This is a genomic window from Micromonospora sp. NBC_01655, from assembly GCF_026339755.1.
Taxonomy (GTDB): Bacteria; Actinomycetota; Actinomycetes; order Mycobacteriales; family Micromonosporaceae; genus Micromonospora.
Window position 1 is genome coordinate 749346 of the sequence record NZ_JAPEQF010000001.1, and the last position, 25284, is coordinate 774629.

The 25284-nt window shown below is 70.0% G+C and carries 22 protein-coding genes and 3 pseudogenes; 13 read left to right on the plus strand and 12 right to left on the minus strand.

Translation table 11 applies throughout. The features are described 5' to 3' along the window. Positions 1–89: 89 nt before the first annotated feature. Entirely contained in the window at positions 90–551 is a 462-nt protein-coding gene (locus OOK41_RS03610; RefSeq protein ID WP_266262956.1) for an ATP-binding cassette domain-containing protein, read from the plus strand. On the opposite strand, the gene OOK41_RS03615 is transcribed toward OOK41_RS03610, so the two are convergent. Both OOK41_RS03615 and OOK41_RS03620 read right to left on the minus strand, forming a co-directional pair. Then, a complete protein-coding gene (locus OOK41_RS03615) occupies positions 526–1068 on the minus strand; it encodes an integrase core domain-containing protein (protein ID WP_266262957.1) in 543 nt (180 codons plus the stop codon). The two genes, OOK41_RS03610 and OOK41_RS03615, sit on opposite strands and share 26 nt — an antisense overlap. 33 nt (positions 1069–1101) lie before the next feature. After that, on the minus strand, positions 1102–1590 hold the full coding sequence (locus OOK41_RS03620; protein WP_266262958.1) for a helix-turn-helix domain-containing protein: 489 nt from the start codon (positions 1588–1590) through the stop codon (positions 1102–1104). 290 nt (positions 1591–1880) lie between these two features. Between OOK41_RS03620 and OOK41_RS03630 the strand changes: the two genes are divergently transcribed. Next, positions 1881–3245, plus strand: coding sequence for a PQQ-binding-like beta-propeller repeat protein (locus OOK41_RS03630; RefSeq protein ID WP_266262959.1), 1365 nt, complete (start codon positions 1881–1883; stop codon positions 3243–3245). Positions 3246–3361: 116 nt separating this feature from the next. Here OOK41_RS03630 and OOK41_RS03635 read toward each other — a convergent pair whose 3' ends face one another. From OOK41_RS03635 to OOK41_RS03645, 3 genes and pseudogenes are all read right to left on the minus strand, one after another. Beyond that, positions 3362–5074, minus strand: a complete 1713-nt coding sequence (locus OOK41_RS03635) for an ISAzo13 family transposase (protein ID WP_266262960.1) — start codon at positions 5072–5074, stop codon at positions 3362–3364. A 70-nt stretch (positions 5075–5144) separates the two neighbouring features. Next, complete coding sequence (locus OOK41_RS03640) at positions 5145–5753, minus strand: hypothetical protein (RefSeq protein WP_266262961.1); 609 nt, start codon at positions 5751–5753, stop codon at positions 5145–5147. 380 nt (positions 5754–6133) lie between these two features. Continuing rightward, positions 6134–6686 (minus strand): annotated as a pseudogene (locus OOK41_RS03645) (transposase); the annotation flags it as partial. Between the two features lie 203 nt (positions 6687–6889). Here OOK41_RS03645 and OOK41_RS03650 point away from each other — a divergent pair. After that, complete coding sequence (locus OOK41_RS03650) at positions 6890–7792, plus strand: DUF5996 family protein (protein ID WP_266262962.1); 903 nt, start codon at positions 6890–6892, stop codon at positions 7790–7792. A gap of 261 nt (positions 7793–8053) precedes the next feature. Here OOK41_RS03650 and OOK41_RS03655 read toward each other — a convergent pair whose 3' ends face one another. Both OOK41_RS03655 and OOK41_RS03660 read right to left on the minus strand, forming a co-directional pair. Continuing rightward, positions 8054–10849, minus strand: coding sequence for a LuxR family transcriptional regulator (locus OOK41_RS03655; RefSeq protein WP_266262963.1), 2796 nt, complete (start codon positions 10847–10849; stop codon positions 8054–8056). A 117-nt stretch (positions 10850–10966) separates the two neighbouring features. Further along, positions 10967–11713, minus strand: a complete 747-nt coding sequence (locus tag OOK41_RS03660; RefSeq protein WP_266262964.1) for an alpha/beta fold hydrolase — start codon at positions 11711–11713, stop codon at positions 10967–10969. A gap of 649 nt (positions 11714–12362) precedes the next feature. Here OOK41_RS03660 and OOK41_RS03665 point away from each other — a divergent pair. The 10 genes and pseudogenes from OOK41_RS03665 (at position 12363) to OOK41_RS03710 (ending at position 20615) form a co-directional block, all read left to right on the plus strand. After that, positions 12363–12581, plus strand: coding sequence for a DUF6244 family protein (locus tag OOK41_RS03665; protein ID WP_266262965.1), 219 nt, complete (start codon positions 12363–12365; stop codon positions 12579–12581). Continuing rightward, complete coding sequence (locus OOK41_RS03670) at positions 12572–13054, plus strand: DddA-like double-stranded DNA deaminase toxin (protein ID WP_266262966.1); 483 nt, start codon at positions 12572–12574, stop codon at positions 13052–13054. The genes OOK41_RS03665 and OOK41_RS03670 overlap by 10 nt, the downstream gene beginning before the upstream one ends. Then, positions 13051–13467, plus strand: a complete 417-nt coding sequence (locus tag OOK41_RS03675; protein WP_266262967.1) for an Imm1 family immunity protein — start codon at positions 13051–13053, stop codon at positions 13465–13467. The genes OOK41_RS03670 and OOK41_RS03675 overlap by 4 nt, the downstream gene beginning before the upstream one ends. 278 nt (positions 13468–13745) lie before the next feature. Then, positions 13746–14927 carry a glycosyltransferase gene (locus tag OOK41_RS03680; protein WP_266262968.1) on the plus strand — a complete coding sequence of 394 codons (1182 nt, stop codon included), beginning with the start codon at positions 13746–13748 and terminating at the stop codon, positions 14925–14927. A 268-nt stretch (positions 14928–15195) separates the two neighbouring features. After that, a pseudogene (locus OOK41_RS03685) lies at positions 15196–15703 on the plus strand (IS110 family transposase); the annotation flags it as partial. Beyond that, a pseudogene (locus OOK41_RS03690) lies at positions 15698–16581 on the plus strand (transposase); the annotation flags it as partial. The pseudogenes OOK41_RS03685 and OOK41_RS03690, both read left to right, overlap by 6 nt. A gap of 204 nt (positions 16582–16785) precedes the next feature. Next, positions 16786–17919 carry a phosphatase PAP2 family protein gene (locus tag OOK41_RS03695; protein ID WP_266262969.1) on the plus strand — a complete coding sequence of 378 codons (1134 nt, stop codon included), beginning with the start codon at positions 16786–16788 and terminating at the stop codon, positions 17917–17919. Between the two features lie 37 nt (positions 17920–17956). Beyond that, complete coding sequence (locus OOK41_RS03700; protein WP_117668315.1) at positions 17957–18652, plus strand: response regulator transcription factor; 696 nt, start codon at positions 17957–17959, stop codon at positions 18650–18652. Positions 18653–18702: 50 nt separating this feature from the next. Further along, positions 18703–20112 (plus strand): HAMP domain-containing sensor histidine kinase, encoded by a 1410-nt coding sequence (locus tag OOK41_RS03705; protein WP_266262970.1) that lies wholly within the window; start codon positions 18703–18705, stop codon positions 20110–20112. After that, complete coding sequence (locus tag OOK41_RS03710) at positions 20109–20615, plus strand: hypothetical protein (protein ID WP_266262971.1); 507 nt, start codon at positions 20109–20111, stop codon at positions 20613–20615. The genes OOK41_RS03705 and OOK41_RS03710 overlap by 4 nt, the downstream gene beginning before the upstream one ends. Positions 20616–20630: 15 nt before the next feature. Here OOK41_RS03710 and OOK41_RS03715 read toward each other — a convergent pair whose 3' ends face one another. From OOK41_RS03715 to OOK41_RS03735, 5 genes are all read right to left on the minus strand, one after another. Further along, a complete protein-coding gene (locus OOK41_RS03715; protein WP_266262972.1) occupies positions 20631–21275 on the minus strand; it encodes a M15 family metallopeptidase in 645 nt (214 codons plus the stop codon). Further along, positions 21272–22333 (minus strand): D-alanine--D-alanine ligase family protein, encoded by a 1062-nt coding sequence (locus tag OOK41_RS03720; protein WP_266262973.1) that lies wholly within the window; start codon positions 22331–22333, stop codon positions 21272–21274. Before OOK41_RS03720 ends, OOK41_RS03715 begins: the two co-directional genes overlap by 4 nt. Beyond that, complete coding sequence (gene alr / locus OOK41_RS03725) at positions 22330–23472, minus strand: alanine racemase (protein WP_266262974.1); 1143 nt, start codon at positions 23470–23472, stop codon at positions 22330–22332. The genes OOK41_RS03720 and alr overlap by 4 nt, the downstream gene beginning before the upstream one ends. Further along, on the minus strand, positions 23469–24266 hold the full coding sequence (locus tag OOK41_RS03730; RefSeq protein WP_266262975.1) for an acyltransferase family protein: 798 nt from the start codon (positions 24264–24266) through the stop codon (positions 23469–23471). Before OOK41_RS03730 ends, alr begins: the two co-directional genes overlap by 4 nt. Before the next feature lie 158 nt (positions 24267–24424). Then, positions 24425–25228: a hypothetical protein gene (locus OOK41_RS03735; protein ID WP_266262976.1), complete on the minus strand. Its 804-nt coding sequence runs from the start codon at positions 25226–25228 to the stop codon at positions 24425–24427. Positions 25229–25284 lie beyond the last annotated feature (56 nt).

Below are 25284 nucleotides of genomic sequence, written 5' to 3' on the forward strand. Positions count from 1 at the left end.
GGCTGCTCTGCGGGTGCTATGGATCGCATGGCTGGCATCCTCAGCGTCGTGGGCCAACTCTGGGGTGATCTTCAGGATGGGATGTCGGTGTGGGCGCTGAGGTCGTCTCGAGCGACGGTCTGACTTACACGGTCGGCCAGACGGTTGCCGTGCGCGAGGCCAGCGTGCGCGTGGCCGGGGGCGAGGTCGTCGCGATCACGGGCCCGTCCGGGTCGGGCAAGTCCACTCTGCTGTTCCTGCTCGCGGGAGTGTTGCGCCCTGACAGGGGGGCGGTGCGTCTCAACGGCGTCGACCTCGGCGCGGTCAGTGACCGCGCTCGAGCCGGTCTGCGGCTGCGCCAGTGCGGCTTCGTGATGCAGTTCGGTGACCTGATACCGGAGCTGACACTGGTTGAGAACGTGGAGCTGCCGTTGCGCCTGACCGGCATGTCCGCCAGAAAGGCCCGCGCCACCGCGGACGGCCTGTTGGCCCTGTACTGTGCCAAAACTCGTTCGGTGGCTTTGACCTGGTGTTTTGCAGATTCCGTCAGGCTGCCCGGTGGTACTCGTTGATCACCCCACTGAGTCGTCTTCGGCGGCGTACGGGCTTGTCCATAGGGATGATGACGGCCGGATTATGGTTGGGTGGCCGCTGTTGCCGCCCTTGGTGCGGCCGGTGGTCGTTGAAATGGTCCACGTACTCGCCAACTACCGCCAACGCGTGCCGCCTGTTGTAGATCAACATGTGGTCGGTGCACTCGTCGCGGAGGCTGCGTCCCCAGCGTTCGATGAAGCAGTTGGCCTGTGGGGTGCGGGGTGGGGTCTTCACCACGGTGATGCCTTCGGCGGCGAAGACGTGATCGAAGGCGGCGGTGTACTTGCCGTCGCGGTCGCGGAGCAGGAACCGGAACTGGTTGGCGCGCTCGCCCAGCACCATGGTGAGGTTGCGGGCCTGCTGGGTCACCCACTGCCCGGTGGGGTGCGCGGTGATGCCGAGGAGGTGAACCCGTCGGGTGGACACCTCCATGACCACCAGCGCGTACAGGCGTCGCAAAAGGATCGTGTCGAGATGGAAGAAGTCGATGGCCAACAGGCCAGCCGCCTGGTTGCGCAGGAAGATCCGCTAGTCCGTGTCCTGCTGACGGGGCGGCGGGCCGACACGATGGTGGGCCAGGATTCGCCGGATCGTGCCCGCCCCGACCCGATGGCCGAGTCGCTGTAGCTCGCCTTGGATTCGGCGGTGTCCCCATCGCGAGTTCTCCCGGGCCAGCCGCAGCACCACCTCCCGGATCTCGTCGCTGACTAGTGGCCGCCCGGGTCGGTTCGGGTAGGTCCAGTGGCGTCGTACCAGGCGGCGGTGCCAGTTCAGCAATGTGGCTGGGGTGACGACCCGATGTTCCCGCATGCGGCGCGGCAGCAGGCGGGCCAGGGCGGACAGGATCGCCCGGTCCGGCCAGGACAACCGCGGCCGGCCGGGAACCTGCCGACGCAGCACCGCTACCTCATGCCGCAGCACGAGAACCTCGACCAGCAACGCCCTGTCACTGCGGATCAACAACTCCAGTCCACTGAACAGTCGGATCATCCCCAGGTACAGCAACCGCACAGCCATACCAGAGATCATCAGCCCGAGCCGAGAACTCCCAGCTCACAGCATGTGCGACGAGTTATGGCACGGTACAGGCCGGCCACCAGCCTTCGGCCCGCACATATATCAGCAACGTCACGCCGTGGAGTGGGGCATCAACCGCCTCAAGCGCAACCGTGCCGTGGGCACCCGCTTCGACAAACTCGCGGTCCGCTACGAAGCCACCATCCAGCTCGCCGCCATCAACGAGTGGTTGTGAGCGACGTCGACACCGGCCCTATGGTGGGCAACGCCGCCGATCGAGGGAGAGACCGTTGTCGCCGTCGCACCGCCCGCCCCGTCTGAGCGTCGCAGGGGCAGCCCTGAGCCTGCTCGTCGGGCTCGCCGCCTGCACCGGGCCACGGGCGGAGCCACCGGAGCGGCCGGCGCCGCGGGTCGAGGTGACCCAGGAGAGCCTGCGCGGCAGCGAGACCGGAGCGGAGCGGGAGGGCCCGGAGCCGATCTGGTCGGTGACGGCCGACCGGCTCGACCAGCCGTTGACGCAGCTCGGCCAGGTCATCGTCGTGCCCGACGGACGGGAACTGCGGGCAGTGGACCGCGCCACGGGGCAGGACCGCTGGCGTCACCCGTTCCCGGTGAGCTACCAGTACACGGTCGCCGGCGATCTGATCGTCCTCAGCGCCAGCAACGGAGGGCCGCTGGAGGTGCTCGACGCGGCCACCGGCACCACCCGCTGGCGGGCCGAGGACACCCAGGACGTCGTCGTCCAGCAACAGGTCGTGTACGACCGGGAGTGCGTCGGCACCGGACAGTCCGCGAAGTGTGTCGTCATCGCCCGGGACGTCCGCGACGGTCGCCAATTGTGGAAACTGCCCGCCGACCGGTTCGCCCGGGTGAGCGACGAGGCGCTCGGCGTCCGCCCGCCGTATGCCGCGCCGACCCAGCGGTACGTGGCGGCGCGGCTGAACGGGCGTACCTACACGACCGTCGCACCCACCACCGGCAAGGTCGGCGCCGGACGCTTGCCGAGCCGGGCCTGGTACGGCTTCGTCGCCGACGGCCTGCTGGTGACCACCGACAACGATCCGCCCCGGGGCGACCGGCGGTGCACGGTCAGCATCGCCACCGTCGCCGCGGCCACCGGCGCCGGAGGCTGGTCCGGCGAGGTCTTCAGCGGGCGTCGCGAGGACGGAGAGTGTGCCAAGGTCCTGGCGCACGACCGCAGCGGGCTGACTCTGATCGGGGCCGGCACCCGGCTCGTCGCGGTCACCGCCGCCGGCCGGCCCCAGGCGGTCGACCTGCGGACCGGCAGGAAGCAGTGGGAGGGCGTCACCTCCGGCGTGCCGATCGACGGGGACGACCGGTCGGTGCTGGTGCGGCGCACCGCCGACGAGGGCGGACTGGCCCTGCTCGACATGGCCACGGGCGCGATGCGGTGGACCGCGCCGGACCCGGGACTGTCCGGCACCTCGGCGAGCTGGCGGTCGAGCGTGACCGGACGCCTCGTGGCGGTCAGCGGCGCGGTAGAGGAACGACTGGTCGTGCTCGTTTACGACGTGTCGACCGGTCGCCAACTCGGCCGGTACCCCGGTTGGCTCGCCGGGGCCGGGGACGACTGGGTCGCGGTCAGCCACTCCGGGGGACCGGACGGGATCGCCCTGGACCTGTACGCCTTCTGAGCCAGATCCGTGAGCGCGGGGGGCGTGCGCTTCGGGCGGCGCTTGGCCGGCCCGCCACACCGTTCGCGGTCGGACAGTCGCGTCCACCACTCAGGACACTAAGGGCTCGCAGAGAATCAACCTGTTCGTTTCGTCTTCCTCGGGGGCTGGTTGCCGTACATGTCGAGGTGGGCGGCCACGTCGGCCGGGGTGCGGAATCTGGCGGTTGAGGGCGGGATCGCGTGTTCGGCCAGAAGGGGCCGTACCTCTTGGACGGCCCGCGTGAGCGTGCTTCCGGCGACGCCGAAGATCCGGGCGAGCAGGTCGTGGGTGCCGATCTTGCGCAGGCAGAGGACGGCGGCCAGGATCCGGTCCGTATCGGAGAGCTTGTCCTTGGCGCCCGCGCCTCGCGCGCGGAGTCGCTCACTGCCCCGGCGTTCGTGGCGAAGCCGCTCACGTTGGTGTGCCAGTGCCGGGATCAACGAGCAGACCAGAGCGTCCAGTTGCTCGATGGTCATGCCCGTCAGTTCCGGGTCGCGGAGCAGGGAGGTGCTGAGTCCGTCCGGGCATCCGGGCTGCTCGGCGCTGTTCGTGGCGGCGGCTTGCGGTCCTGCCTCTCGGTCGTCGGCCAGCTGGGACCCGACGGGCTGGAGCGTGTAGTTCCAGTCGCCGTGGAAACGGTGGCGGGTCATCGGAAGCGCATCGATCTCGTCGTCGGTGACCTTGACCCCGGTGTCGTAGGTGCCCGGATCGAGTTCGGCGTGGACTCTCAGCCCGGTGCGGGTGGTGGTCGCCGCGATGCTGTTCACGATCACTTCGTGGCTGGTCAGCGGCCTGCCGCGCCAGTTCATGCTGATGTGGGAGAACAGCCGGTGTTCCACCTTGTTCCACTTCGATGTGCCGGGCGGAAGGTGACAGACGGTGATGTCCAGGTCGGTCTCGGCGGCCAGGGCCGCGAGTTCGATCTTCCAGGCGCGGGTGCGGTAGCCGTTGGAGCCGCCCGCGTCGGCGGTGATCAGCAGCCGGGCGGCACGCGGGTATTCGTGGCGACCGACTGCCTGCCACCAGCGGCGGATCGAGGCCACCGCGAACGCGGCGGTGTCGTGGTCGGTGCCAACGCTGACCCAGCCGGTGTTGGCGGCGATGTCGTAGATCCCGTACGGGATTGCCTTGCCCAGCCCCTGCCGGTCCAGGAAGTCGTGCGTCTTGACCAGCACCGGCTCACCTTGAGGCCGCCACTGGCGCCCGCCGTTCTTGTAGTCTCCGACCAGCTCTTTCTTCTTGGTGTCCACGCTGATCACCGGGTCCCCGGCACCCATGTGGTCCTTGGCCTGGTCATTGATGTAGCGGAACTGGGCGCCGCGGTCGGGGTGTTGCGTGCCTTCGACGGTCTTGGCATTGGCCTGCAGGCTGAAGCCTTCCTCACGCAGCAGGTCCCCGGCCGTGTCAGCGCTCACCTTGTGTCCCTGACGGGTGAGCTCGGTTGCGAGATTCCGGGTCGACTTCGTCGTCCAGCGCAGCGGCGACATCGGATCCCCGCGCACATCCGGCTCGACAAGTGCCAGCAGCGCGGGTCGCAGACCTGGGTCCACGTCCGCAGCCTTCTTCCGACCGCCGCCGGGCCGGCGCACCCGCCCCAGCGGTTCCTCGCCGGCCTCCAACTCGTCCACACCCTTACGCACCGTTGTCTCACTGACCCCAGCCGCACGCGCGACCGCCCGGATCCCGCCATGTCCCAGGACCCGGGCCTCGGCCCCCATCAGCAGCCGCCGCTGCCGCTCGTCCAAATGCGCGAACAACACCTCAAACTTCACCGCGAGTTGGCGACAGACCGAACCGGAGACGCACATACCACACCAACGAGCCGAGTCACCAGAAGCAACAGGTTGATTCTCTGCGAGCCCTTAGGCCCAGCAACCATCAGCCGCTCAGCCAGATCGAGGCCCGCTTGATGTACGCGAGCTGTGCGGCGAAGGCGACCAGTGCGACTGCTACACCGATCGCGATCGCGAACGTGGCGGATCCGCTGGCCACTCCGGTCAGCAGGGTCGCGCCCAGGCCGATCAGCAGTGCATTGACGGCACCCACCATGGCCGCCGTGGTCAGTAGCAGTTGCCAGCGAGATGCAGCGCTACCAACCGCCGCCGCGATCGTCCGCGTGTTGTCCCCGCCGGTCACCGCATCGGCGAAAAAGTCGTGCTCGCTGGCGAACTGGCGGTGGTAGTAGGCACGGATGCCCTGGATGCGCTTGAGATTCAACGAGTTCTCCACCATGTTCTCCACCAGCCGGGCGAAGGTGAGCAGCCCGGTGATCACCAGGGTCGGCAGCACCGCGCCGAGGTACGGCTTGATCAGATATCCGCTGCTGGAGACGAAGCCCAGCCCGATCAGCGCGGCGGACAGCAGTGACAGAAACACAGTCGCCCGCCCGACGGACTCGGTGATCGTGGCGCTGCGCGAAGTTTGGAGCACGAAGTGCTCGGTGGTCAGGGCGGTGAGCAGCCCCTGCTCGCGCGCGTCCTGGTCCATTCCACGGTCCCCTCCGGTGCTGGCCGCCCCTCACATTAGGGAGGAGAAGGCTCTTGGCTGGGTCAACCCACGCTGACCGAGCCTCTGCTGTTCAGGGCCGGCCATGGCGAAGGACGACAAAGGCCAGGCCTTGATGACGGACGGGGCGGCCCGGGACTCGTGGCTGGCCGCCCCCTTACATCCTTGAAGACGAGGAGTCTGCCTCGCGGGATATCGCGGAAATTGGAACAGCGGGATTTTCCGGCCTCTCTAGGCCGTCGCCAGGCCATCAACCCCGACAATGACGACCGGCAACAACCGGGTTTGCCCAGGGCTGACAGTGCCGAAGAAGTGGCCCGACGCTGGCCCGGCTCTCCCTGCGGCAGCCCTGACAACGCCTAACGGGAGCCATTGGGAAAGCAGAACAACGGGTGGTAGTCGAACTCCTTCTTTCACGTCCGGGGCGCCGACGCCGTCTCGAGTGGCAGATCACGACCGAGGCGTCCACGTCGAGCACCAGGCCAGGGACGGCTAGTCCTGCGGCGGTCGAGCCGGGCAGCGACCTGCGGGTCTCGATCCTCTGGGCCCACGCCAGTTCCCTGGCCCGGGCGCGGCGGCCTGCAACCGGGCCAGAACCGCCTCGTCCAACACGTACAGCCGCCATGCGGTCGGGTCCGACGCCACCTGCCCGAACAAGGCCCCCTGGTCGCGCGCCACCGCCAGGTCAGCGATCGCTTTCCCCACCATCGGCGAGCATGCCCGCCACGTCCACCGCTACCCGGCCAGGATCGTGATCTGCCCACCGGACCCGCAACAGCACGAGAGCGTCGGTGAACGCCCCGGCCAGCCCCGTGGCATCGGCGAGGTTGGCCAGCAGCCGAGCCCGGTATGCCCGACGACACCTGGCCCGTCAGCAGTGGCAACGATCTTCGGGCGCGACCCGGTAACCTGAATCTAGAAAGTTCCCTCCGCGGCGAATGGTTGCGACCCTCAGCAAGTCCCATCCTTGCCAGCCCGGAGGGCGCTTTCACGTTCACGACCCGCCCCCAACGGCGGGCTTCACGAAGGCGCGAGCTTAGCGCCCGTTCGGCCATCGGATCGGGAAGGATGCCGACATGGGCCCGAATGGTGTACGGCACGCTGTCGGAGGAGTCCGGATGACCGAGTTGTTCCCGCCGATCCCGCTGTCCGCTTGGGCGGACTCGAAGGAAACCGTCCACCGTTTTGCTCAGATCGTCGGCAAGATCCGGCTGGACCAGGCGCCGCCGCGTAACCACTGGTGGCAGGTGCCGTTCCATCTGACCGGCCGCGGCATCACGTCCCGGCCCATGGGCCGGGACGTGATGTTCGCCATCGATTTCGACTTCGTCGACCACCGGCTGGTCATCAACACCCTGGCCGGCCAGGCGGTCTCCTTCCCGCTGCCCGGCCTGTCCGTCGCGGCGTTCCACGAGCGACTGTTCACCGCGCTCTCGTACCTCGGCATCCGTGTCGACATCGTGGCCAAGCCCTACGATCTGAGCGACAGCATCCCGTTCGCCGAGGACACCACGCACGACGCGTACGACCCGTACTGGGTCAACCGGTACTGGCAGGTACTCAGCCAGGTGGGGCTGGTGCTGGAGGAGTACGCCGCCCGGTGCAACGCCAAGACCAGCCCGGTACACCACTTTTGGCACACCTTCGACATCGCGGTCAGCCGGTTCTCGGGCCGGCAGGTGCCGCAGCCGGACACCGTCGACCCGGTGACCCGGGAGGCGTACTCGCACGAGGTGATCAGCGCCGGCTTCTGGTTCGGCGACAAGAACATTCCCGAGCCGGCCTTCTACTCCTACACTTCGCCCGAGCCCGACGGCCTCACCGAGGAACCGCTGCGACCCGCGCAGGCGCACTGGGTCGAAAGCCGGGGTGCACACCTCGCGCTGCTGACGTACGACGACGCCCGCGCCGCCGCCGACCCGCGCGCGACGGTCCTCGCCTTCCTGGAGAGCGCCTACCAGGCCGGCGCCTACCGCGCCGGCTGGGATACGAGCAAACTGCGCACCCAGTACGCACCCTGACCGCCGGCACCAGCGTGACCGGTGTCCGTCGTGCCGCCGGCCTGGCAAGGTCATCGACCGGCGAGCGGGAAAGGGCCAACCTGGACCGCGGCGGGTGGCAGCCGTAAGGTCGGCCCAAGGCGCCCTGCAGGTCTGGTTCGACGTGCTTGAGTAGGCCCGAGAGGCACGACGCGTGGTTCCTTGACGTGGCGAGCTTCTCTGCCGTACCGGCGATGCCATGGCGTGCGGTGCGCCCTGGCGCGGCCGGAATGCGGGCAAGCCTCACGGCGAGGTGTGGGGGCGTATGCCTGCGGTGGGGGACGGGCCGGGTGCCGGTGTGGAGAGTATGGCCTGGAGTTCGCTGCGTGTCGTTATCCCGAGTTTCGGGAAGATGCGGTAGAGGTGGGTGCTGATCGTGCGGTGGGATAGGTAGAGCTGTTGGCCTATCTCCCGGTTCGTGAGGCCGTGTGCTGCAAGGTGGGCGATTTGGAGTTCTTGCGCGGTTAGCTGATCTCGGGCTGCCGGGTCGCGGCGCCGGCTCGATTCCCCTGACGCGCGGAGCTCGCGTCGAGCACGCTTGTTCCATGACATGCAGCCGAGCGTGTCGAAGATGTCGCGGGCGGTGCGCAGCGGCGCGCGGGAATCGGCGATCCGTCGCTGACGGCGCAGCCACTCGCCATACGCGAGCAGGAGGCGCGCGCGTTGGAAGGGCCAGAGCCCGAGGTCCGCGGCGAGCGCGTCATCGAAGCACCGCTGCGCTGCTGCCGCGTCGGCTGCCAGGAGCGCGCGTGCGTGGCGCAGGTTCAGCTCGATCCACACGGCCGGTCGCGAGCCGGCCGTGGCCTCCACTTGCGTGAGTAGCTGTCTCGCCTCGGCGATGTGGTCGGTGTGGAGGGCGGCTTCCGCGAGGTCGGCGATGAGCCAGCGAGCCACGACCGGGTGGTAGGCCGGATCGGCTGGGTCGAACAGCCGCCGGGCCGACGCGTATGCGTCGTCGTGCCGGCTTTCTCCCAACGCGCTGAGCACGCGGCCGAATTGGGCGAGGGCGACGGTGACCTTGCCGCCGGCGGCGAGACCCAACTGCTCGGCGCGGACGGCGCCGTGCTCGGCGGCGTCGGCGTCGCCTCGCATACCGGCGACCATCGAGAGGACGGTCTCGCCACCCGCGATCCAGAGCGGTGCGCCAAACTCGGTCGCGAGCCGCCGCGCCTCCTCGCCGGCGGAAACGGCGATGTCCCAGGAGCCGAGGAACGAGGCGACGATGCCGTGCAGAACGAGCATTCGGGGCAGGTGGCCCAGTCGCCCCTCCGTGCGCGCGCCGTCGGCGGCGGACGCGAGGAGGACGGCAGCGACGTCGAAGGCGCCGAGGACGAGTGCCGCTGGCCCCAGGTGCCGCTTGGACTCCGTATCCAGGGTCCGCGTGGCTGCCACGGCCTGCAGCCGGGGCAGGGCATCGGGCGCGTGGCCAACCGGATCGGCACACGTGTAGATGGCGAGCACGCGTGGGTCTCGGTGGCCGTTGCCGCCGAGCCGGCGAGCGGCGTTGACGAGGATACGACGCGCGGCCGGTCCGGGGTCCGTCCACCACGCTCGGGAGACCGCCAGCCACAGGAGCCTGACGTGCAGATCGCGATCGCCGGCGTCTCCCGCGCGCTCGGCCGCATCGACGACCCGGGCGACGCGGTCGGCGTCGCCGAGGTCGGGCGGGTTGATCATCTCCTCGATCAAGGTCGCGAGTGCGCGCTCGACGGGGCCGCTGCGCTCATCGACCTGACGCAGCAGCGGCGCGGCGAGCTCCGGCTGACCGAGCTCGACTGCGAGTTCGCCCGCCGCGAGGAGGCGGCGTCCTCGGTGCTCAGGATCGCTGAGCTCGGCCGCTCGGCGCAGCGCGGTGATCGCCACATGCAGGGCCCCGCGGCGGTGCGCGCGCCGCCCCGCCCCCTCAAGCTCCAGGGCGACGTCTTCGTGCGCTCCGGTGATCAGTGCCGCACGGTGCCAGACCCGGCGGTCGGGCTCGGCCTCCAGCGTCCGCGCGAGCGCCTCGTGCACGCGCCTGCGCTGCAGCACACTCGCGCTCTGACGCACGGCCGAACGGATGAGCGGATGGCGGAAGCGGACGGTCTGCAGATCCAGTTCGACGACGGCCGCATCGGCAGCCGGCACGAGAAGAGCGAGATCCAAGGCGGTCCCGGCGACGACGCTGCCTGCCCGCAGGACCTCGCTGATGTGGTCCCCGTCGTTCAGTGCCGCAACCAGCAGCAGCAGCCGGGTCTCCTCAGGTAGATCGGAGACCCGGGCGGCGAACGCCCGCTCGAGGCGCTCGGTGAGCGGCAGCGGGCCGGGCTCGGACGCGCCCTGCGCCAGACGCGTGGCGGCGAGCGGGAACTCAATCAGCGCGAGCGGGTTGCCGGCCGCCTCGTGCAGGATCCGCTTGCGCTCGGCCAGGGTGAGCTGCTGCGCCGACGCGTCGAGCAACTCCGCCGCCGATGTCGGGTCGAGGGCGCCGAGCCGGTACTCGGGCAGCCCAGCGTCGGCGAGCGCCGAGCGGTAGCCGTCGCGGCTAGCGGCCAGCAGCACGATCGGGTCCGACTCGAGGCGCCGCGCGACGAACGCGAGCACGTCCGTTGTCGGATGATCGAGCCAATGGGCGTCCTCGGCTATCAGCAGTAGCGGCGCGTCGCCGGCGACCTCCGAGAGCAGCTCGAGCGCGGCCATGGCGATGCGGAAGTGCTCCGGCGGGGGGCCGTCCGTGAGCCCGAACGCCGCGTCGAGCGCCGCCCGGTGAACCGGAATCAGGTCGGCCGCGCGGTCCCTCACCGGCCGCAGCAGCTGATGCAGGCCCGCGAAGGCCAGGCGCGCCTCCGACTGAACCCCGCTCGCGCTCAGCACCACCACGCCGCGGTCGCGTGCGAGCGCCGCCGCCTCCGCCAGCAGGCGCGACTTGCCGATGCCCGGCTCGCCGCGCAGCACCAGCGCGCCGCCGCTGCTTTGAATCCCGTCGAGCAGCGACGCCAGCAGCGTGACCTCGGCCCCACGACCCAGGAGCGGGCTAGCGTCATCACGCGCCACGACGAGCATGAATGAGATCCTCCCACGCACGCGCGACCCCGGGCCGTGTCGTCTCCTGCGAATGTGGTGTGCCCCGCGCTCGGATCGCGAACGCGAGGCACACGGGTCGGGCGGTACGAGGCCAGCTCAGGGTCGGCCGGCGACGCCGACAGCGGCGATGGCGTTCACTGCGGTCTGGATCAGGTCGGCGACCGCCTTCGGCTGCGACAGCGCGATCGAGTGCGAGGCGTCAACCTCGATCGTCTCGGCACCGGCCCGGCGTGCCATGTGACGCTCCGCGTCCGGCGGGATCGCCTTGTCCGCCGTCGCCACGACAGCCCATGACGGCAGCGTCTTCCAGGCCGCGGCCTCGGCCCGATCCTCGAAGATCGCGGCGAATGGACGCTGGCTGACGGCGGCGACCTCGGTGATCTCCGTGGGCAGATCGGCAGCGAACGCCTCCCGATACAGCTCGGGCGCGATCGTCAGCTCGACCGCCGTCTCGCCATTCGGCAGCGGGTACTGGCTCGGCCGCACGGCCCCGACAAGCGGCGTGTCTCCAAACCGAGCGAAGATTTCGCCGAATGACTCGCCCTCGTCGAGGACGAACGCCGCGACGTAGACCAGACCGACGGCGTTGGGAGTGGAGGCCCCGGCGACCGAGATCACGGCGCCGCCGTAGGAGTGTCCAACCAGCAGTACCGATCCGTCGATCTGGTTGACGTAGCTGGCGATGTACTCGGCGTCGTGCGCCAACCCACGCAGCGGGTTCGGCGGTGCCAGCACCGGGAGACCGCGGGCCTGCAGGTCCTGGATGACCGGGCCCCAGAACGAGGCATCGGCGAAGCCGCCGTGCACGAGGACCACCGTCGGGGTGTCGGGGGGATTGCTCATGTCCATCTTCCTTTCTCACGATGTGCGGACGGGTCGAAGCTAGACCGGGCCTGCCCTGGTCGCGTCTGTCAGCTGACTGAAACGGGATGCGCGATGACGTACGTCGCCGCCTTCCCTCCGACGAAGTGTGTACCGTGCCGAAACTCGTGTCATTGCCGTGACCTGGCGCTTTGGTGATCGTTTCAGGCCGCTCGGTGGTATTCGTTCATCAGTCCGCCGAGGCGTCGTCGCCGTCGCACGGGAGCACTGATCGGGATCGCCGAGGTCCATCACATGGTTGCGGGCCTGCTGGGCGACCCAGGCGCGGTCCGGGTGCGCGGTGATGCCGAGGAGGTGGACTCGGCGGGTAGCGACCTCCATCACGACCAGCACGTACAAGCGGCGCAGCCAGACGGTTGCAGTTCGCTCTGGATCAGGCGCCTCGCGGCCGAGAATCCGTGGCGGCCGCGTTCTATCGGGACAGCGTCGACGCGTTCTGGGCCGGGCACGGCGAGCTCGCCGCGCCCGACGCGGAGCGGGTCGCGGCGGTAGGCGCGAAGCTCAGCGACCTGTACGAGGACAGCATTGAGGCGCAGATCTTCGGAGCTGTCGTCGGGGCGGCCGAGGCTGCTCGGCAGCGCACCGCCGAGCGCATCGAACAGCTTGTCGTGTGGACGGTGGGCCTGCGGCGGCAGCGGGCATCGAGGAAGCACAGCGACTCGTCACCGCGGCGCTGCAGGGTGGGCAACCCGGACCGACACTGGCCCGCCTGCAGCAGGTCGGACAGGGACTTGCGGCGGTCAGGGCCCGAGGAAGGCGAGGCCCGCCACCATGTCGAACGGTACTCGCGCAGGCCCGGCAGGTCGGTGACCTGGGAAAATGGCCATAGGCGGCGGTGTCAGCCGACCGCCCGGCACGAGCGACACATCCGCGGGCCCACCCCAGGTGCCGGCCGAGACGGATCGGTTGCCCGGCTGGTTGACGGAGGCCGCCCGCGACCTGCCCGGACGGCGAGCGAAAGACCCCACGTCCGGTGTGGCGTTGATCAACGGCGAACGAGTGCCCATGAGATCGGGTCGCGACCCGGCAGCCGCCGCTGATCTCAAGCCGGCCTACAAGCTCATCGCCACCACTACCGACCATCTGGAGGCCAAGCTCGCCGCCCGGATGCGCCGCGAACAGGCAACGTACGCGGTCGTGTTGACCAACAACGCGCCGTGTGACTACGAGCCCTACGGCTGCGAGAGGATCCTCTCGCGGCTGCTGCCGTCCGGTGCGCAGTTGACCGTGTACGTACGCGACGATGACGGGCAGGTACGTCTGTGGCGTACCTACACCGGCAACGGAAAGGCCATCGCATGAAGGTGGCGTGGGCATACGACCGGGGCGACCACCGCGACAACCACGAGGTCGCTCTGAGTGACCCCGCCGCCCTGAGCGCTGTACTGCACGAGATTCACCAGGCCGGGGAGCCCGTCGCGGTCACCATCTTCAGCCAGGCGACCGACGACCCGGAGGAACTGCCCCCCGGCCTGCAGATCGGCCTGGGCCACCCCACCTACAGCTTCGTCGTGCACATCGCCGACGACGGCGGATACCTCAACGACCCGACAGTCGTGACCCCGGCCGCCGGACTCAGCTTCGACCTCGGCGGAGTGCCCACCGAGTATCCCGTCGAGCATCTACGGATCCGGCCCGAGACGGCCATCCAGATCGCGACCGCCTTCCTCGATACCAGCGGCGAGCCGCCTCGCCTACCCGCTGTCGCCGAGTAGCGCTGGTGGTGCCGGCCGGGAGCGAGCATGCTCGCGATTCGTTCGGAACCGACAGGGGCGCGATCTTCACGCCCAAGACGAGGAGACAGGGCTCATGTAGCCTCGAAGAGTGTCCTCGCCGACCCCTCACGGTGACCCCGCCAAACATATCCTCAGGCAACTCGCGGCCTTGGTCGACCAGCACATCACATAGCCCACCAAGATCGGGCGAAAGCGACATCGCGCGTCGCTAGACTGCCTCGACCCGTCCGGTACCGCGATCCTCGGAGTGGCTCGGCATGTCCCTCTACAGCACTCAGCGCCTGCACACGCTCCGCATGATCGTCACCGGTGGCGGCACCGGCGGGCACACCTACCCGGCCCTGACCGCGATCAACGCCCTGCAGGTCCGGCTTGCCGAAACCGGCACCGCACCCGAACTGCTCTGGGTCGGCGTCGCCGACGGCCTCGAAGCCAAGATCGCCAACCGCAACAACATTCCCTTTCGGGCGGTCACCACCGGCAAGCTTCGCCGCTCACCCAACCCCCGCGAACTGGCCCGCAACGTCGTCGACGCCTTTCGCATCCCCCTGGGCATCGCGCAGGCCGCCCTCACCGTCGCCCGGACCCGGCCGGCGGTCGTTCTCAGCACCGGCGGATTCGTCTCCGTCCCGATCGGCCTCGCCGCGGCCCTGTTCCGCGTGCCATATCTGATGCACGAACAGACCCTCAGCCTCGGCCTGGCCAACCGCATCCTCGCCCGCCTTGCCACCCGGATCCTGCTCAGCCACGAGGCCTCCCTCGACCACCTACCGCCACGGGTCCGCCGCCGGGCGGTCGTCACCGGAAACCCGGTACGGCCAGCGGTGCTCAACGGCAACCCCGCGAAGGGCCTGGCCGCGTACAGCCTCGAGCCGTCTGTCCCGCTCGTGCTGGTCACCGGCGGCGCATCCGGTGCCCAGCAGATCAACCGGATGCTGGCCGGTACGCTGCCCGACCTGCTACAGCACTGCCAGGTCGTCCACCAGTGCGGCAGCCTCAGCTACACCGAGATGCAGCAGATCGCCCACGGGCTTCCCACGCAGGTCGCGCACCGCTACCGCGTCGTCGACTTCATCCACGACGAGCTACCCGACCTGCTCGCCGCGGCGGCCATCGTCGTGGCCCGCAGCGGCGCCGGCACCGTCGCCGAGCTCACGGCCCTCGGCAAGGCGTCCATCCTCATCCCGTATCCGGTCTCCGCAGGCGACGAGCAACGCATCACCGCCCGCCACCTCGCAAAAGAGGGCGCTGCCGTCATGCTCGACGGCGACCAGGCCACCCCCGACCACCTCCGCGCCGCCATCACAAACCTGCTGGCCGACTCCCACCGCCGAACCGCGATGTCCCAGGCCGCCACTGTGCACGGCCGACCAGACGCCGCCGCCCGGGTCGTAACCGAAGTCCTTACGGTCTCCGCGGGTCAGGGTCGCCGCCAGTAAAGGTCAGGAACCCGAACCGATCCCCGTACGTTTTTGATCGTCCCCAGTTGGGGACTCCTCGGTCGCCCGGCCCGGTATGACTTACTGCCCCTGTCGTATGCATGATCCGGGGGGTGTTGTCGCCGGGTCGGGTGGCGTCGGCGGACTGCTGATAGGGACCAGGCCGCCGCCCCCTTTTCGGGGTAGGCCTCTTCGTAACGTGGATGCCGGCAGTCCGACGCCCTGACCAGCGGCCGAGGTGCGCGACAGTGATGCGGAGGCGGTGCAGGTGCACGGCGAGTACCAGGTCTTCCTGGGCTTGGACGTCGGTAAGGGTGATCATCACGCGGTCGGGTTGGCCGTGGATGGTAAGCGGCTGCACGACGCGCCGCTGCCCAACACCGAGGCTCGGCTGCGGGCGTTGTTCGACAAACTCGGCCGCCACGGCCGGGTCCTGGTAGTGGTGGACCAGCCCGCGTCGATCGGCGTGCTGCCGGTGGCGGTCGCCCGCGCGTGTGGGCATCAGGTGGCCTATCTGCCCGCCTGGCCATGCGGCGCATCGCGGACCTGCATCCCGGCAACGCGAAGACCGACGTCCGCGACGCGTTTGTGATCGCCGATGCGGCCGCACCCTGCCCCACACCCTGCGCCGAGTCGACACCGGCGACGACACCCTGGCCGAGTTGGAGATGCTCGTCGGCTACGACGACGACCTCGCCGGCGAATCCACCCGAGTCTCCAACCGCATCCGCAGCCTGCTCACCCAGATCCACCCCGCACTCGAACGCGTCCTCGGCTACGACAAACACGACCCCGGCGGGTCGAGGCAGTGGGAGCACGCGTAACGGCAGCTGGACCAAGACGGTGCTCACCGACGTCGGGCCGGTCGAGGTTCGGGTGCCCCGCGACGCGGCGGGGACGTTCGAGCCGCAGAGCGTGCGTAAGCGGCAGCGGCGCCTGACCGGGGTCGACGACATGGTGCTGTCGCTGTCGGCCAAGGGGTTGACGCACGGGGAGATCGCCGCGCATCTGGCCGAGGTGTACGGCGCCGAGGTGTCCAAGCAGACCATCTCCACCATCACTGACAAGGTCATGGATGGCATGGCTGAGTGGCAGAACCGGCCTCTCGACCGCGTATATCCAGTCGCGTTTATCGATGCTATCGATGTGAAGGTCAGGGATGGGCAGGTCGCGCACGATCGTCCAAACGTGTGTGGTTCACCTGCTGCGCAACTCGTTCCGTTATGCGGCCCGCCAGGACTGGGACAAGATCGCCAAAGCGCTCAAGCCGGTCTACACCGCGGCGACCGAGGACGCCGCGACCGAACGGTTCCTCGAGTTCGCCGAGACCTGGGGGAAGAAGTACCCGGCGATCGTGAAGCTGTGGGAGAAGGTTTGGGCCGAGTTCGTCCCGTTCCTCGCCTTCGACGTCGAGATCCGCAAGGTCATCTGCTCCACGAACGCGATCGAGAGCGTCAACGCCCGCATCCGCAAGGCCGTCCGCGCCCGCGGACACTTCCCGACCGAGCAAGCCGCCCTCAAGTGCGTCTACATGGCGTTGATGAGCCTCGACCCCACCGGCGCTGGGCGCCGCCGGTGGACCATGCGCTGGAAGGCACCCCTGAACGCCTTCCAAATCGCCTTCGAGGGCCGGCTCACCCCGGCCAGCGACTGACCACCTCAACAACCAAGATCAGCCGTTAACTTGACAGACCCGATCCGCTGATGTTATGTGGCGATCGGGGCCGGGTCTGGCTGGTTGTTGTCGCATTGGTGAGCGTACCGGCCCAAGGCGGGTCCCAAGCGGGCCCCGGACCTGTGACACAACGAAGACATTCCGCGGACGGTGCCGGGACGTGGCGTGGCGACCATGGCCGATGTGTCTCCTGAATGGCCGTACTCCTGGATCGAACGTCCCCTGGTGCCGGCCCCGTCGCGTCGGCCACACTCGGTGCACCCCGGCCTACTGGTCGAGGCGGCGCTCGGTTCCCTGCTCGCCCTCGCGCTGAGCTGCGTGGTGTTCCTCTGGACGCCGGCCGGTCAGTGGCTCGACGGGCTGCTCCTGCCCCGCGCGGAGCGGGGCGGCGGATACGAGCAGCAGGGTGACCTCGTGGGCCCGGCCAAGACCGTGCTGGCCCTCTTCGGTAGCCCGGTGGTCCTGGCCGTTCTGCTCGGCTCGGTGCTGCTGGTGGGCCTGGCTCGACGGCGGCTGGTGGCGGGCGTGGTGGGCATCGGGATGGTCCTCGGCGCGGTGGCGGTGGCTGGTGTGGCGAAGACGGTGCTTCCTCGCCCGGAGTTCCAGATCGAGAGTTCGACCACCCACAACAGCTTCCCCAGCGGTCACGTCACAGCGGCGACCGCCCTGCTGCTGGCTTTCATGCTGGTCCTGCCCGGGTGGGCTCGGCGGTGGCTCGCCGTCCCGGGCGCGCTGGGCGTATCGGTGGTCGCCTCGGCCACGATGATCGCGGGCTGGCACCGGTTCAGCGACACCCTCGGCGGCGTCCTGCTGGCCGTGTCGCTGTTCTGCCTGGCCGCCGCGGAGCTGGCTCACCTGGGCGGCGAAGCCCACCCCGCGCTCGACGTCGATCCGGGTACGGCCCTCTGGCCCGACCCGTACGGCGCCGTCCGAGTCGACCGGTCCGAGGTGTTCCACGCCAACAGGCGGGGCACCGTCCGCGCCGTCCCGCCGGCTGACGGCGATCTGCACGGCCGGTCGGACAAATGGACCGCACTGCGCGGCCTAGTCGAGGCAGCCCTCATGCTGGTTGTGCTGGTCTGTGCGCTTCTGTTGGTCGCTCCCTGGCTGAGCGCTTCGGTGGAGCGCGGGCCGCTCGTCGCCATCGTGACGGCGACTGCGCTAGCGGTGCTGGCCGTGGGATCGGTGGTGTTCCTGGTGCGTTCGGCCGATTTCGCCGTCCCGGTAACCCGCCGAAACCACACCGACGGGGCCCGGCACGGGACGGTCAGGACGGCAAGAGACCCGAGGGTCGATGCCAGGCGTCCCACATGGTGAAAAAGCGAAGTCGGCTCATGCTGCGATACTTGGCGACATGTCCCGCGTCCTGCTGATCGAAGACCACCAGACGGTACGCGATGGGCTGCAGCTGGCGTTGACCCGGCAGGGCCACACGGTGGACGCGGTGGCGACCGGCGAGCAGGGGCTGGTTCGTGTGCACGAGGGCGCCTCCGACGTCGTGGTCCTCGATCTCATGCTGCCGGGGATTGACGGGTTCGAGGTCTGCCGGCGGATCCGGGCCCTCGGCGACCTGCCGATCATCATGCTCACCGCCCGGAACGACGACATGGACGTGGTGGCGGGCCTGGAGGCGGGCGCCGACGACTACGTGGTGAAGCCGGTGCAGGCCCGGGTGCTGGAGGCGCGTATCCGCGCGGTGCTCCGGCGCACCGGCGGCGAGACGCGGCGGGCCGGCGGTGCGCCGGCGGGCGTGGAGCAGCACGGCGCCCTGACCATCGACCGGGCCGCGCTGGTGGTCAGCAGGGGCGGCATGCCGGTCGGCCTCGCTCCGACCGAGCTGCGCCTGCTGCTCGAGCTCTCCCGTACGCCGGGCCAGGTGCTGAGCCGCCAGCAACTGCTCGAGGCCGTGTGGGAGCACGGCTACCTCGGCGACTCGCGGCTCGTGGACGCCTGCGTACAGCGACTGCGGGCGAAGATCGAGGACGACTCGTCGGCGCCGGTCTTCGTGCAGACGGTACGCGGGTTCGGCTACCGGTTCGGGCCGCTGTGACGCGGTGGCGCTGGGCGGTCGGCCGTGCCTCGGGCCTCCGGGTCCGGCTGTTGCTGGCCTTCACGCTGCTCGGCCTGACCACCACGGCGGTGGTCGCCAGCGGAAGCTACTTCCAGGCGCGGAGAGTCATCCTCCAACAGGCGCAGGACGCCGCAGTGGTGTCGCTGACCGATCAGCTCATCACGGTCTACCCGCTCCGCAGGCTGCCGCCCACCCAGGACGAGCTCGACTCGATGGCCGGAATCCTGTCCGACCGGGACTCGTCTGTGGTGGTGTACTACCACGGGATGCGCACGCGGGGCAGCCAGCTGCCCGAACCGTTCACCCCCGAACTGCGGGAGGCGGTCCGGGACGGCAAGGTCGCCTGGCAACGCGTCTCGCTCAAGGGCCAACCCGTCCTTCTCATCGGGACCCAGCTGATGATCGACCAGCCGGACGGCACGTCCAGGCCGTCCGGGCTGGAGGTCTACGCCGTACGCAGCCTGATCCCCGAGAAGCAGAGCATCGACCGGCTCGCCAACCTGGCGTGGGTGACCGGCGGACTGTCGCTGGTCCTCGCGGTCCTGCTGGCCCTGCTCGCGGCCGCTGGGGTGCTGCGGCCCGTACGCGAACTGGGCCGGGCCGCCCACCGGCTCGGTCAGGGCGATCTGACGACCCGGCTGGTCGTCCGGGGCACCGACGAGCTGGCCGACGTGGCGAGGACCTTCAACAACACCGCCCAGACGCTGGAGCGGCAGGTCGGTGAGCTGCGCCGGATGGAGTCCGACGCCCGGCGCTTCGTGGCCGACGTGTCGCACGAGCTCCGTACACCGCTGGCCGCGATGACGGCTGTCACCGACGTCCTGGACGAGGAGGCGGGCGGGTTGCCCGGCGACGCCGGCCGGGCCGCCCGAATCGTCAGTCAGGAGACGCAGAACCTCGTCCGGCTGGTCGACGACCTCATCGAGGTGAGCAGGTTCGACTCGGGCACGGCGCAACTCGCCCTCGACGACGTCGACGTGGCCGCGGCCGTGACCGCGACGCTGCGGGTGCGGGGCTGGGCCGACCAGGTGCGGGCGGAGCTGCCCCCGGGTGTCATGGCCCGCCTGGATCCGCGCCGGCTGGACGTCATCGTCGCCAACCTGGTCGGTAACGCCTTCCGCCACGGCGCCGCACCGGTGTCGCTGCGGCTGCACGCCGAACCGAACTGGTTCACCATCGAGGTCGCCGACCAGGGACCAGGCTTGGACCCGGAGGTGCTGCCGCACGTGTTCGAGCGGTTCTACAAGGCGGACACCGCACGGACCCGGTCCGAGGGCAGCGGCCTCGGGCTGGCCATCGCGTGGGAGAACGCCCGCCTGCACCGGCACGCCGGGCAGCCGGGAAGTCTCGTCGCCGGCAACACGCCGGCCGGCGGCGCCGTGTTCAGGCTCCGCCTGCCGCGCGTGGCGGAGTCGGCGGGCGATGGAGGTGTACGGTGACCGGCCGAAACGCGGCACGGGCGCTGCTCGCGGGCGTTCTGGTGCTGGTCGCCGCGCTCGCCGCGGGCTGCGGAGTCCAGCCCAGCGGGGTGATCACCGGGAGTCCCGCCCGAGGCGGACCGTCCGAGGGCGTCGGCCTCTACCTGATCAGGAACGGAACTCTCACGCTGGTGGTGCGTTCGGCCACGGAGGGCGTCCCGCCCGTCGAAGCGCTCCGGTTGTTGGCGGCCGGCCCGGACGTGCACGAACAGGGAGAGGGGTTCACGAGCGAGGTGCCCGCCGACGCCCTCCCGGCGTCCGAGGTCGCGGTGAGCGCCGACCGTTCCCGCCTCTCGGTGACGTTGTCGGGCGCGGTGACCACGTTGTCGGCGGCCGCCGTCGACCAGATCGTCTGCACGCTGGACAGCGCTGCGGCGGCGGCCGGCAGGGGACAGAGGTTTGCCGCGGTCACCCTCTCTGGTCCCGACGGTGACCTGAAGCCCCAGTTCTGTCCCCTCTACTGACCGGGCGACCGCCGTTCATCCCAGCTCCACCGGGCCGTAGCGGGTCCGATCGGCCCCCGTGCTCAGCGCCCAGTAGCGGTCGCCGTACGACCAGTGCCACCACTCCGTCGGGTAGTTCACCAGCCCGGCCGCCAGCAGAGCCGCGCCCAGGATGATGCGATTGCGGCGGGCCGCCGGGGAGATGTCCGGGGACCACGTGAAGCAGGCGTCACCGCTCGCCACCGGGGTGGCGTTGACGGCTGTGCCCAGGTCCAGTTCGCGCCCGTCGTACGTGCACAGCGTGAGGTCGACCGTGCCGCCGGTGCTGTGTGGGGCGACCTCGGACGGCGAGACGAACTTGCTCGTCTCGACGCGCAGACGCGCGGCGTCCCAGTCCGGATACCGCAGGCGCAACTCGTCCCGGTAGCCCTCGAAGTACTCCGTCTGGAGCCGCAGCGGCCGGTATCCCTCCACGACCAGCAGCCGCAGCCCCTCCGGCAGGGACCGCTGGGCGGCCAGCAGGCGCTCCACGGTCCCTTCCCGCAGGTGCGCGTACGCCCCGGCCGCGTCGGCCAGGCGGTCGTCCACTCGGAATTCCGGGATCTCGCGCAGGTCGACCAGGGCCTCCGCGGTGTCGCCCAACGGAATGGCCGAGATTCGGGGGTCGGAGAGCAGGATCACGAAACGACTCCGACCGACTGGGTGGCGGGCCGGGGCGCCGGCGCGGGTCCGGAAGGCCCACGCCTGGTCGATCCGACCGGCGACGACCCGCCATGGTCGGTCAGCGCGCCGGAGATCAGGATGTCGAGCAGGGCCGGGAACTCGATTCCGGCCTTCTGCCAGATCCGGGGGTACTGCGACGCGCTGGTGAACCCGGGGAAGGTGTTGACCTCGTTGACGATGGGCTCGGTGGACCCACTCGCGGGCAGGAAGAGGTCGACCCGGAGCAGCCCACGGCAGTCGAGGGCGTGGAAGGCGCGTACCGCCCGGTCCTGGAGCAGTTCGGTGGTGGCGGGATCGAGCGGGGCGGGGATGTGGAAGACCGCCCCGCCGTCGTACTTGGCGTCGTAGTCGAAGAACTCGGCGTCGGTCACTCGGATCTCCAGGGGCGGCCCGGCCTCCACCCGGCCGTCGGGATGCTGCAGCACGGCCACGTCGATCTCGCGTCCATGGGCCGCCTGCTCGATGAGGATCTTGGGATCGGCTGCCCGGGCCCGGGCCAGCGCGTCGGGAAGTCGCGCCCAGTCGTCCACCCTGGTGACGCCCAGGCTGGACCCGGCGCGGGCGGGCTTCACGAAGACCGGCAGGCCCAGCCATCGCCGGTCGGCCGGCGAGAGATCCTCGCCGGGACGCAGGGTCACACCGGGGCTGACCCGCAGGCCCTCGGCGACGAGCAGCTTCTTGGTGGCGGCCTTGTCCATGCCGGCCGCGCCGGCGAAGACCCCGTTGCCGACGTACGGGACGCCGAGCCAGTCAAGCAGCGACGCGACGGTGCCGTCCTCGCCGTACGGGCCGTGCAGGGCGGGGAACACCACGTCCTGGGCGCCCAGCACGCGCAGGGCCGTGGTGAGCGGCGCGGCCCGGCCGTCGACCCGCCACCCGCCGTCCCGGCCGATGAGCACGTCGGTGACCTGGTACCGGTCGCGGTCCAGCGCGGCGAGGATGCTCGCCGCCGAGTGGCAGGACACGTCGTGCTCGCCACTCCGCCCGCCGTAGAGGACCGCCAGTCGCGTTCTCATGAGGTCATCGCCTTTCCGTGCAGGTATTCGCGGGCCACCCGGGCCCCGATGCCGGTCAAGATCTCGTTCGGGTTGGTGCCCGCCCACCGCGCCCACTCGGCGACCGTCGGCTGATCGCGGTCGCCCCGCTCGGGGCCGAAGACCACGACCGGGTCGCCGATCGACACGGGAAGATCGCCGGCGTCGACCACGCACTGATCCATGGCGACGCGGCCGACGATCGGACAGCGCCGGCCGGCGAGCCACACCGCGGCGCGGCCCTCGGCGGCCCGAGGCAGGCCGTCGGCGTAGCCGAGCGGCACCAGGGCCAGAGTGGTGTCCCCCGCGGTCACGTGATCGGGTCCGTAGGAGACACCGGTGCCGGCCGGCACCCGCTTCACGTTGACCACGCACGTGCGGAGCGTCATCGCGGCGCGCAGCCCGAACTCGCCGGGTCCGGTCCCGCCGAACGGGTCCACGCCGTACAGGGCCAGCCCGATCCGGCAGAGGTCGAAGCGGGTCTTCGGGGCGGACAGCGCGGCCGCCGAGTTCGCGAGGTGCACCAGGTCGGGGTCCAAGCCGGCTCCACGAGCGATCCGGAGCGCCACCTCGAACCTCGCCACCTGCCGCTCCAGAACCGGACTTCCCGGCACGTCCGAGTCGGTCAGGTGGGACCACACCCCGCGTACCCGGACGCCGCCCTCCAGCTCGTACTTCCGGGCCCAGGCGACCAGCTCGGGCCAGTCGTCCTCGCCAGCGCCGTTGCGGGACAGACCGGTGTCCGCCTTGAGCTGCACGGTCGCGGGTGCGCCGAGCCGCCGCGCCGCGTCGGCGACCACGTGCAGGTGGGTCGGCGTCGACACGCCGATGTCGACGTCGGCGCCGATCAACGCGGCGAAGTCGTCGTCGGGACGGTGCAACCAGCTGAGCGTGGGTGCGGCGACGCCCGCCGCGCGCAGGGCCAGGGCCTCCGACGCCGAGGTCACCCCCAGCCAGCCGACACCGGCGCCCAGCGCCGCCCGGGCCACCATCGCCGCGCCGTGACCGAACGCGTCCGCCTTCACCACGGCCATCAGTGGGGTACGCGTGACGTCCGCGATCGTCCGCACGTTGCCGGCGACCGCCGCGAGGTCGACCACGGCCTCGGCCAGCGCGCTCACCGCGCCGGCTCCGATCGGCGGCGTCCGCGGAGGCCGAACAGCCAACGTGCGCCCAGCGCCGTCAGTCTGCGGTTGACGGCCAGGCTTACGCCGATCACCAGCCCGGTCAGCAGGATCGGGTAGCCGAGCATGACCAGTGCCTGGCCGACCCCGCCGAGCCCGGAGATCGGCGCGACGAGCAGACGGTGCAGCAGGGCCACGACCGTCATGTGGATGACGTAGACGGCCAGGTTCTGGTAGAGACCGCCGCGGTTACCGGGGGTGTCGAGCAGGCCGGCGGTGGTGACCACGTACAGGGCCGCGGCCGGTACGAGGACCAACGCGCGGGGCGCCCGGCGTACGGCCTTGGCGAACGCAACGTACAACGCCAAGGCGTACAGGTACCAGAGGTTCGAGGTTGTGACGGTGAGCCGCTCCAGCAACCCGCGGGCGGACGCCACGCGGTCGGTCGGGAAGCCGAACGCCGCGGCGAGGATCGCGGTGTGGATGAGCAGCGAGATGGCGTACAGGCAGAGGAAGCGGGCGATCCGGCTCCGGCCAACGTCCCGCCAGGGTCGCTGCACGGCGCTCGCCGCGAAGACGCCGGAGATGATGAAGAACAGCGGCATCCGCAGCGGCAGGAGCTGCTCACCCGATGCTCCCCACAGCCCGGGCTTGACGGTGACGTGCCACGAGACGATGAGGACGATGCACACGCCTTTCACCGCGTCGGCCCACTCCGCCCGATGCGGCCGGCCACGGCCAGATCCGGACAGCACGCCGTATGCCCGGTCGCGCAACCGAACGAGCGTCATCCCCCGGTCTGGGGGTCCTGCGACGGATGCGGGCTCTCGGATCACGCGGCTGACGCTGTCACCCGCATATCCGCAGGTGATCCGCGATGTGTCACGAGCCGGTAATGGACGTCGCTTTCCTTGGGTGGCTGGCCGCCTTGGCGGTCCTGCTCGACGACCTAGCTTTCTAGCGCCTTGAGTAGGGCGAGTACGTCGCCAGCCGGTTCGATGTTTCTCGGCTTTAGTGGGCTGGTTTGTCCGTCGACCTTGTGCCAGGTCGTGCGCGCGGTGCCCAGGTCGGGTCCGAGGGCGTTCATCTGGATGGCGAACTCGACCAATCGGTCCTGGTCGTCCGTGGCCGCAGTGAACGGAACGGCATGGACCTTGCGGCCGTACTTCCGGCAGAGGGCCTCATCGGCGTGTGGGGTGGCCATCAGGTCGAGCTCACCGGCGAAGCCACTCTTCCCTCCGGCCTTGCCTGCGCCGTCACGGCGTACATCCACTACCGCATTGACGAGCCGGCTGACGTAGCCAGGATCTTCCGGCGCGAAGTCAAGGCGGCTGCCCACCGGCACCTGGGACCTGGACAGCGTGTAGCTCGTTCCGAAGCTGATCCCCGGGACGTTGTGCATGTTGAAGTAGACGTCGTCCCCGAACACCGTGATGAGGATCGTCCGGTCAGTCTTGCGGAATTTGAAGTGCACCGACCCACTGCGCTCCTGTGCATGGGTCACTGCCCCGCCAGTAGTCTCCATATCCTCGGTGGCGACGCGAACAGTCTGCTCGGTGACCCACCCGGCGGCGGAGGTCAGTTCCGCTTTTCCCTCGGCCTGCCGTCCCGCCGCGTTTGCATTGGTGGGGCTGCAGGTGGGCAGCGGGCCGCTACTGTCGTTCTTCGAGGTGGCCGGCCCGCAGCCGGTGACACCGAGGCCCACGCTGGTGGCCACGGTGAGCATGGTGGCGGCAAAACGTCGTGTCTGCATAGCCGAGTCACCTCACAGGAGCGGAAGGGGCCTCGCGGTCGCGAGGCAGGCAGAGC

Coding starts and splice junctions, on each gene's coding strand:
- OOK41_RS03730 (WP_266262975.1), bottom strand. CDS start 24,266: ATGACGCTCGTTCGGTTGCGCGACCGGGCATACGGCGTGCTGTCCGGA.
- OOK41_RS03675 (WP_266262967.1), top strand. CDS start 13,051: ATGAAGGTGGCGTGGGCATACGACCGGGGCGACCACCGCGACAACCAC.
- OOK41_RS03635 (WP_266262960.1), bottom strand. CDS start 5,074: ATGTGCGTCTCCGGTTCGGTCTGTCGCCAACTCGCGGTGAAGTTTGAG.
- OOK41_RS03650 (WP_266262962.1), top strand. CDS start 6,890: ATGACCGAGTTGTTCCCGCCGATCCCGCTGTCCGCTTGGGCGGACTCG.
- OOK41_RS03720 (WP_266262973.1), bottom strand. CDS start 22,333: ATGAGAACGCGACTGGCGGTCCTCTACGGCGGGCGGAGTGGCGAGCAC.
- OOK41_RS03670 (WP_266262966.1), top strand. CDS start 12,572: ATGGCCATAGGCGGCGGTGTCAGCCGACCGCCCGGCACGAGCGACACA.
- OOK41_RS03655 (WP_266262963.1), bottom strand. CDS start 10,849: ATGCTCGTCGTGGCGCGTGATGACGCTAGCCCGCTCCTGGGTCGTGGG.
- OOK41_RS03640 (WP_266262961.1), bottom strand. CDS start 5,753: ATGGACCAGGACGCGCGCGAGCAGGGGCTGCTCACCGCCCTGACCACC.
- OOK41_RS03620 (WP_266262958.1), bottom strand. CDS start 1,590: ATGGCTGTGCGGTTGCTGTACCTGGGGATGATCCGACTGTTCAGTGGA.
- OOK41_RS03680 (WP_266262968.1), top strand. CDS start 13,746: ATGTCCCTCTACAGCACTCAGCGCCTGCACACGCTCCGCATGATCGTC.
- OOK41_RS03735 (WP_266262976.1), bottom strand. CDS start 25,228: ATGCAGACACGACGTTTTGCCGCCACCATGCTCACCGTGGCCACCAGC.
- OOK41_RS03700 (WP_117668315.1), top strand. CDS start 17,957: ATGTCCCGCGTCCTGCTGATCGAAGACCACCAGACGGTACGCGATGGG.
- OOK41_RS03660 (WP_266262964.1), bottom strand. CDS start 11,713: ATGAGCAATCCCCCCGACACCCCGACGGTGGTCCTCGTGCACGGCGGC.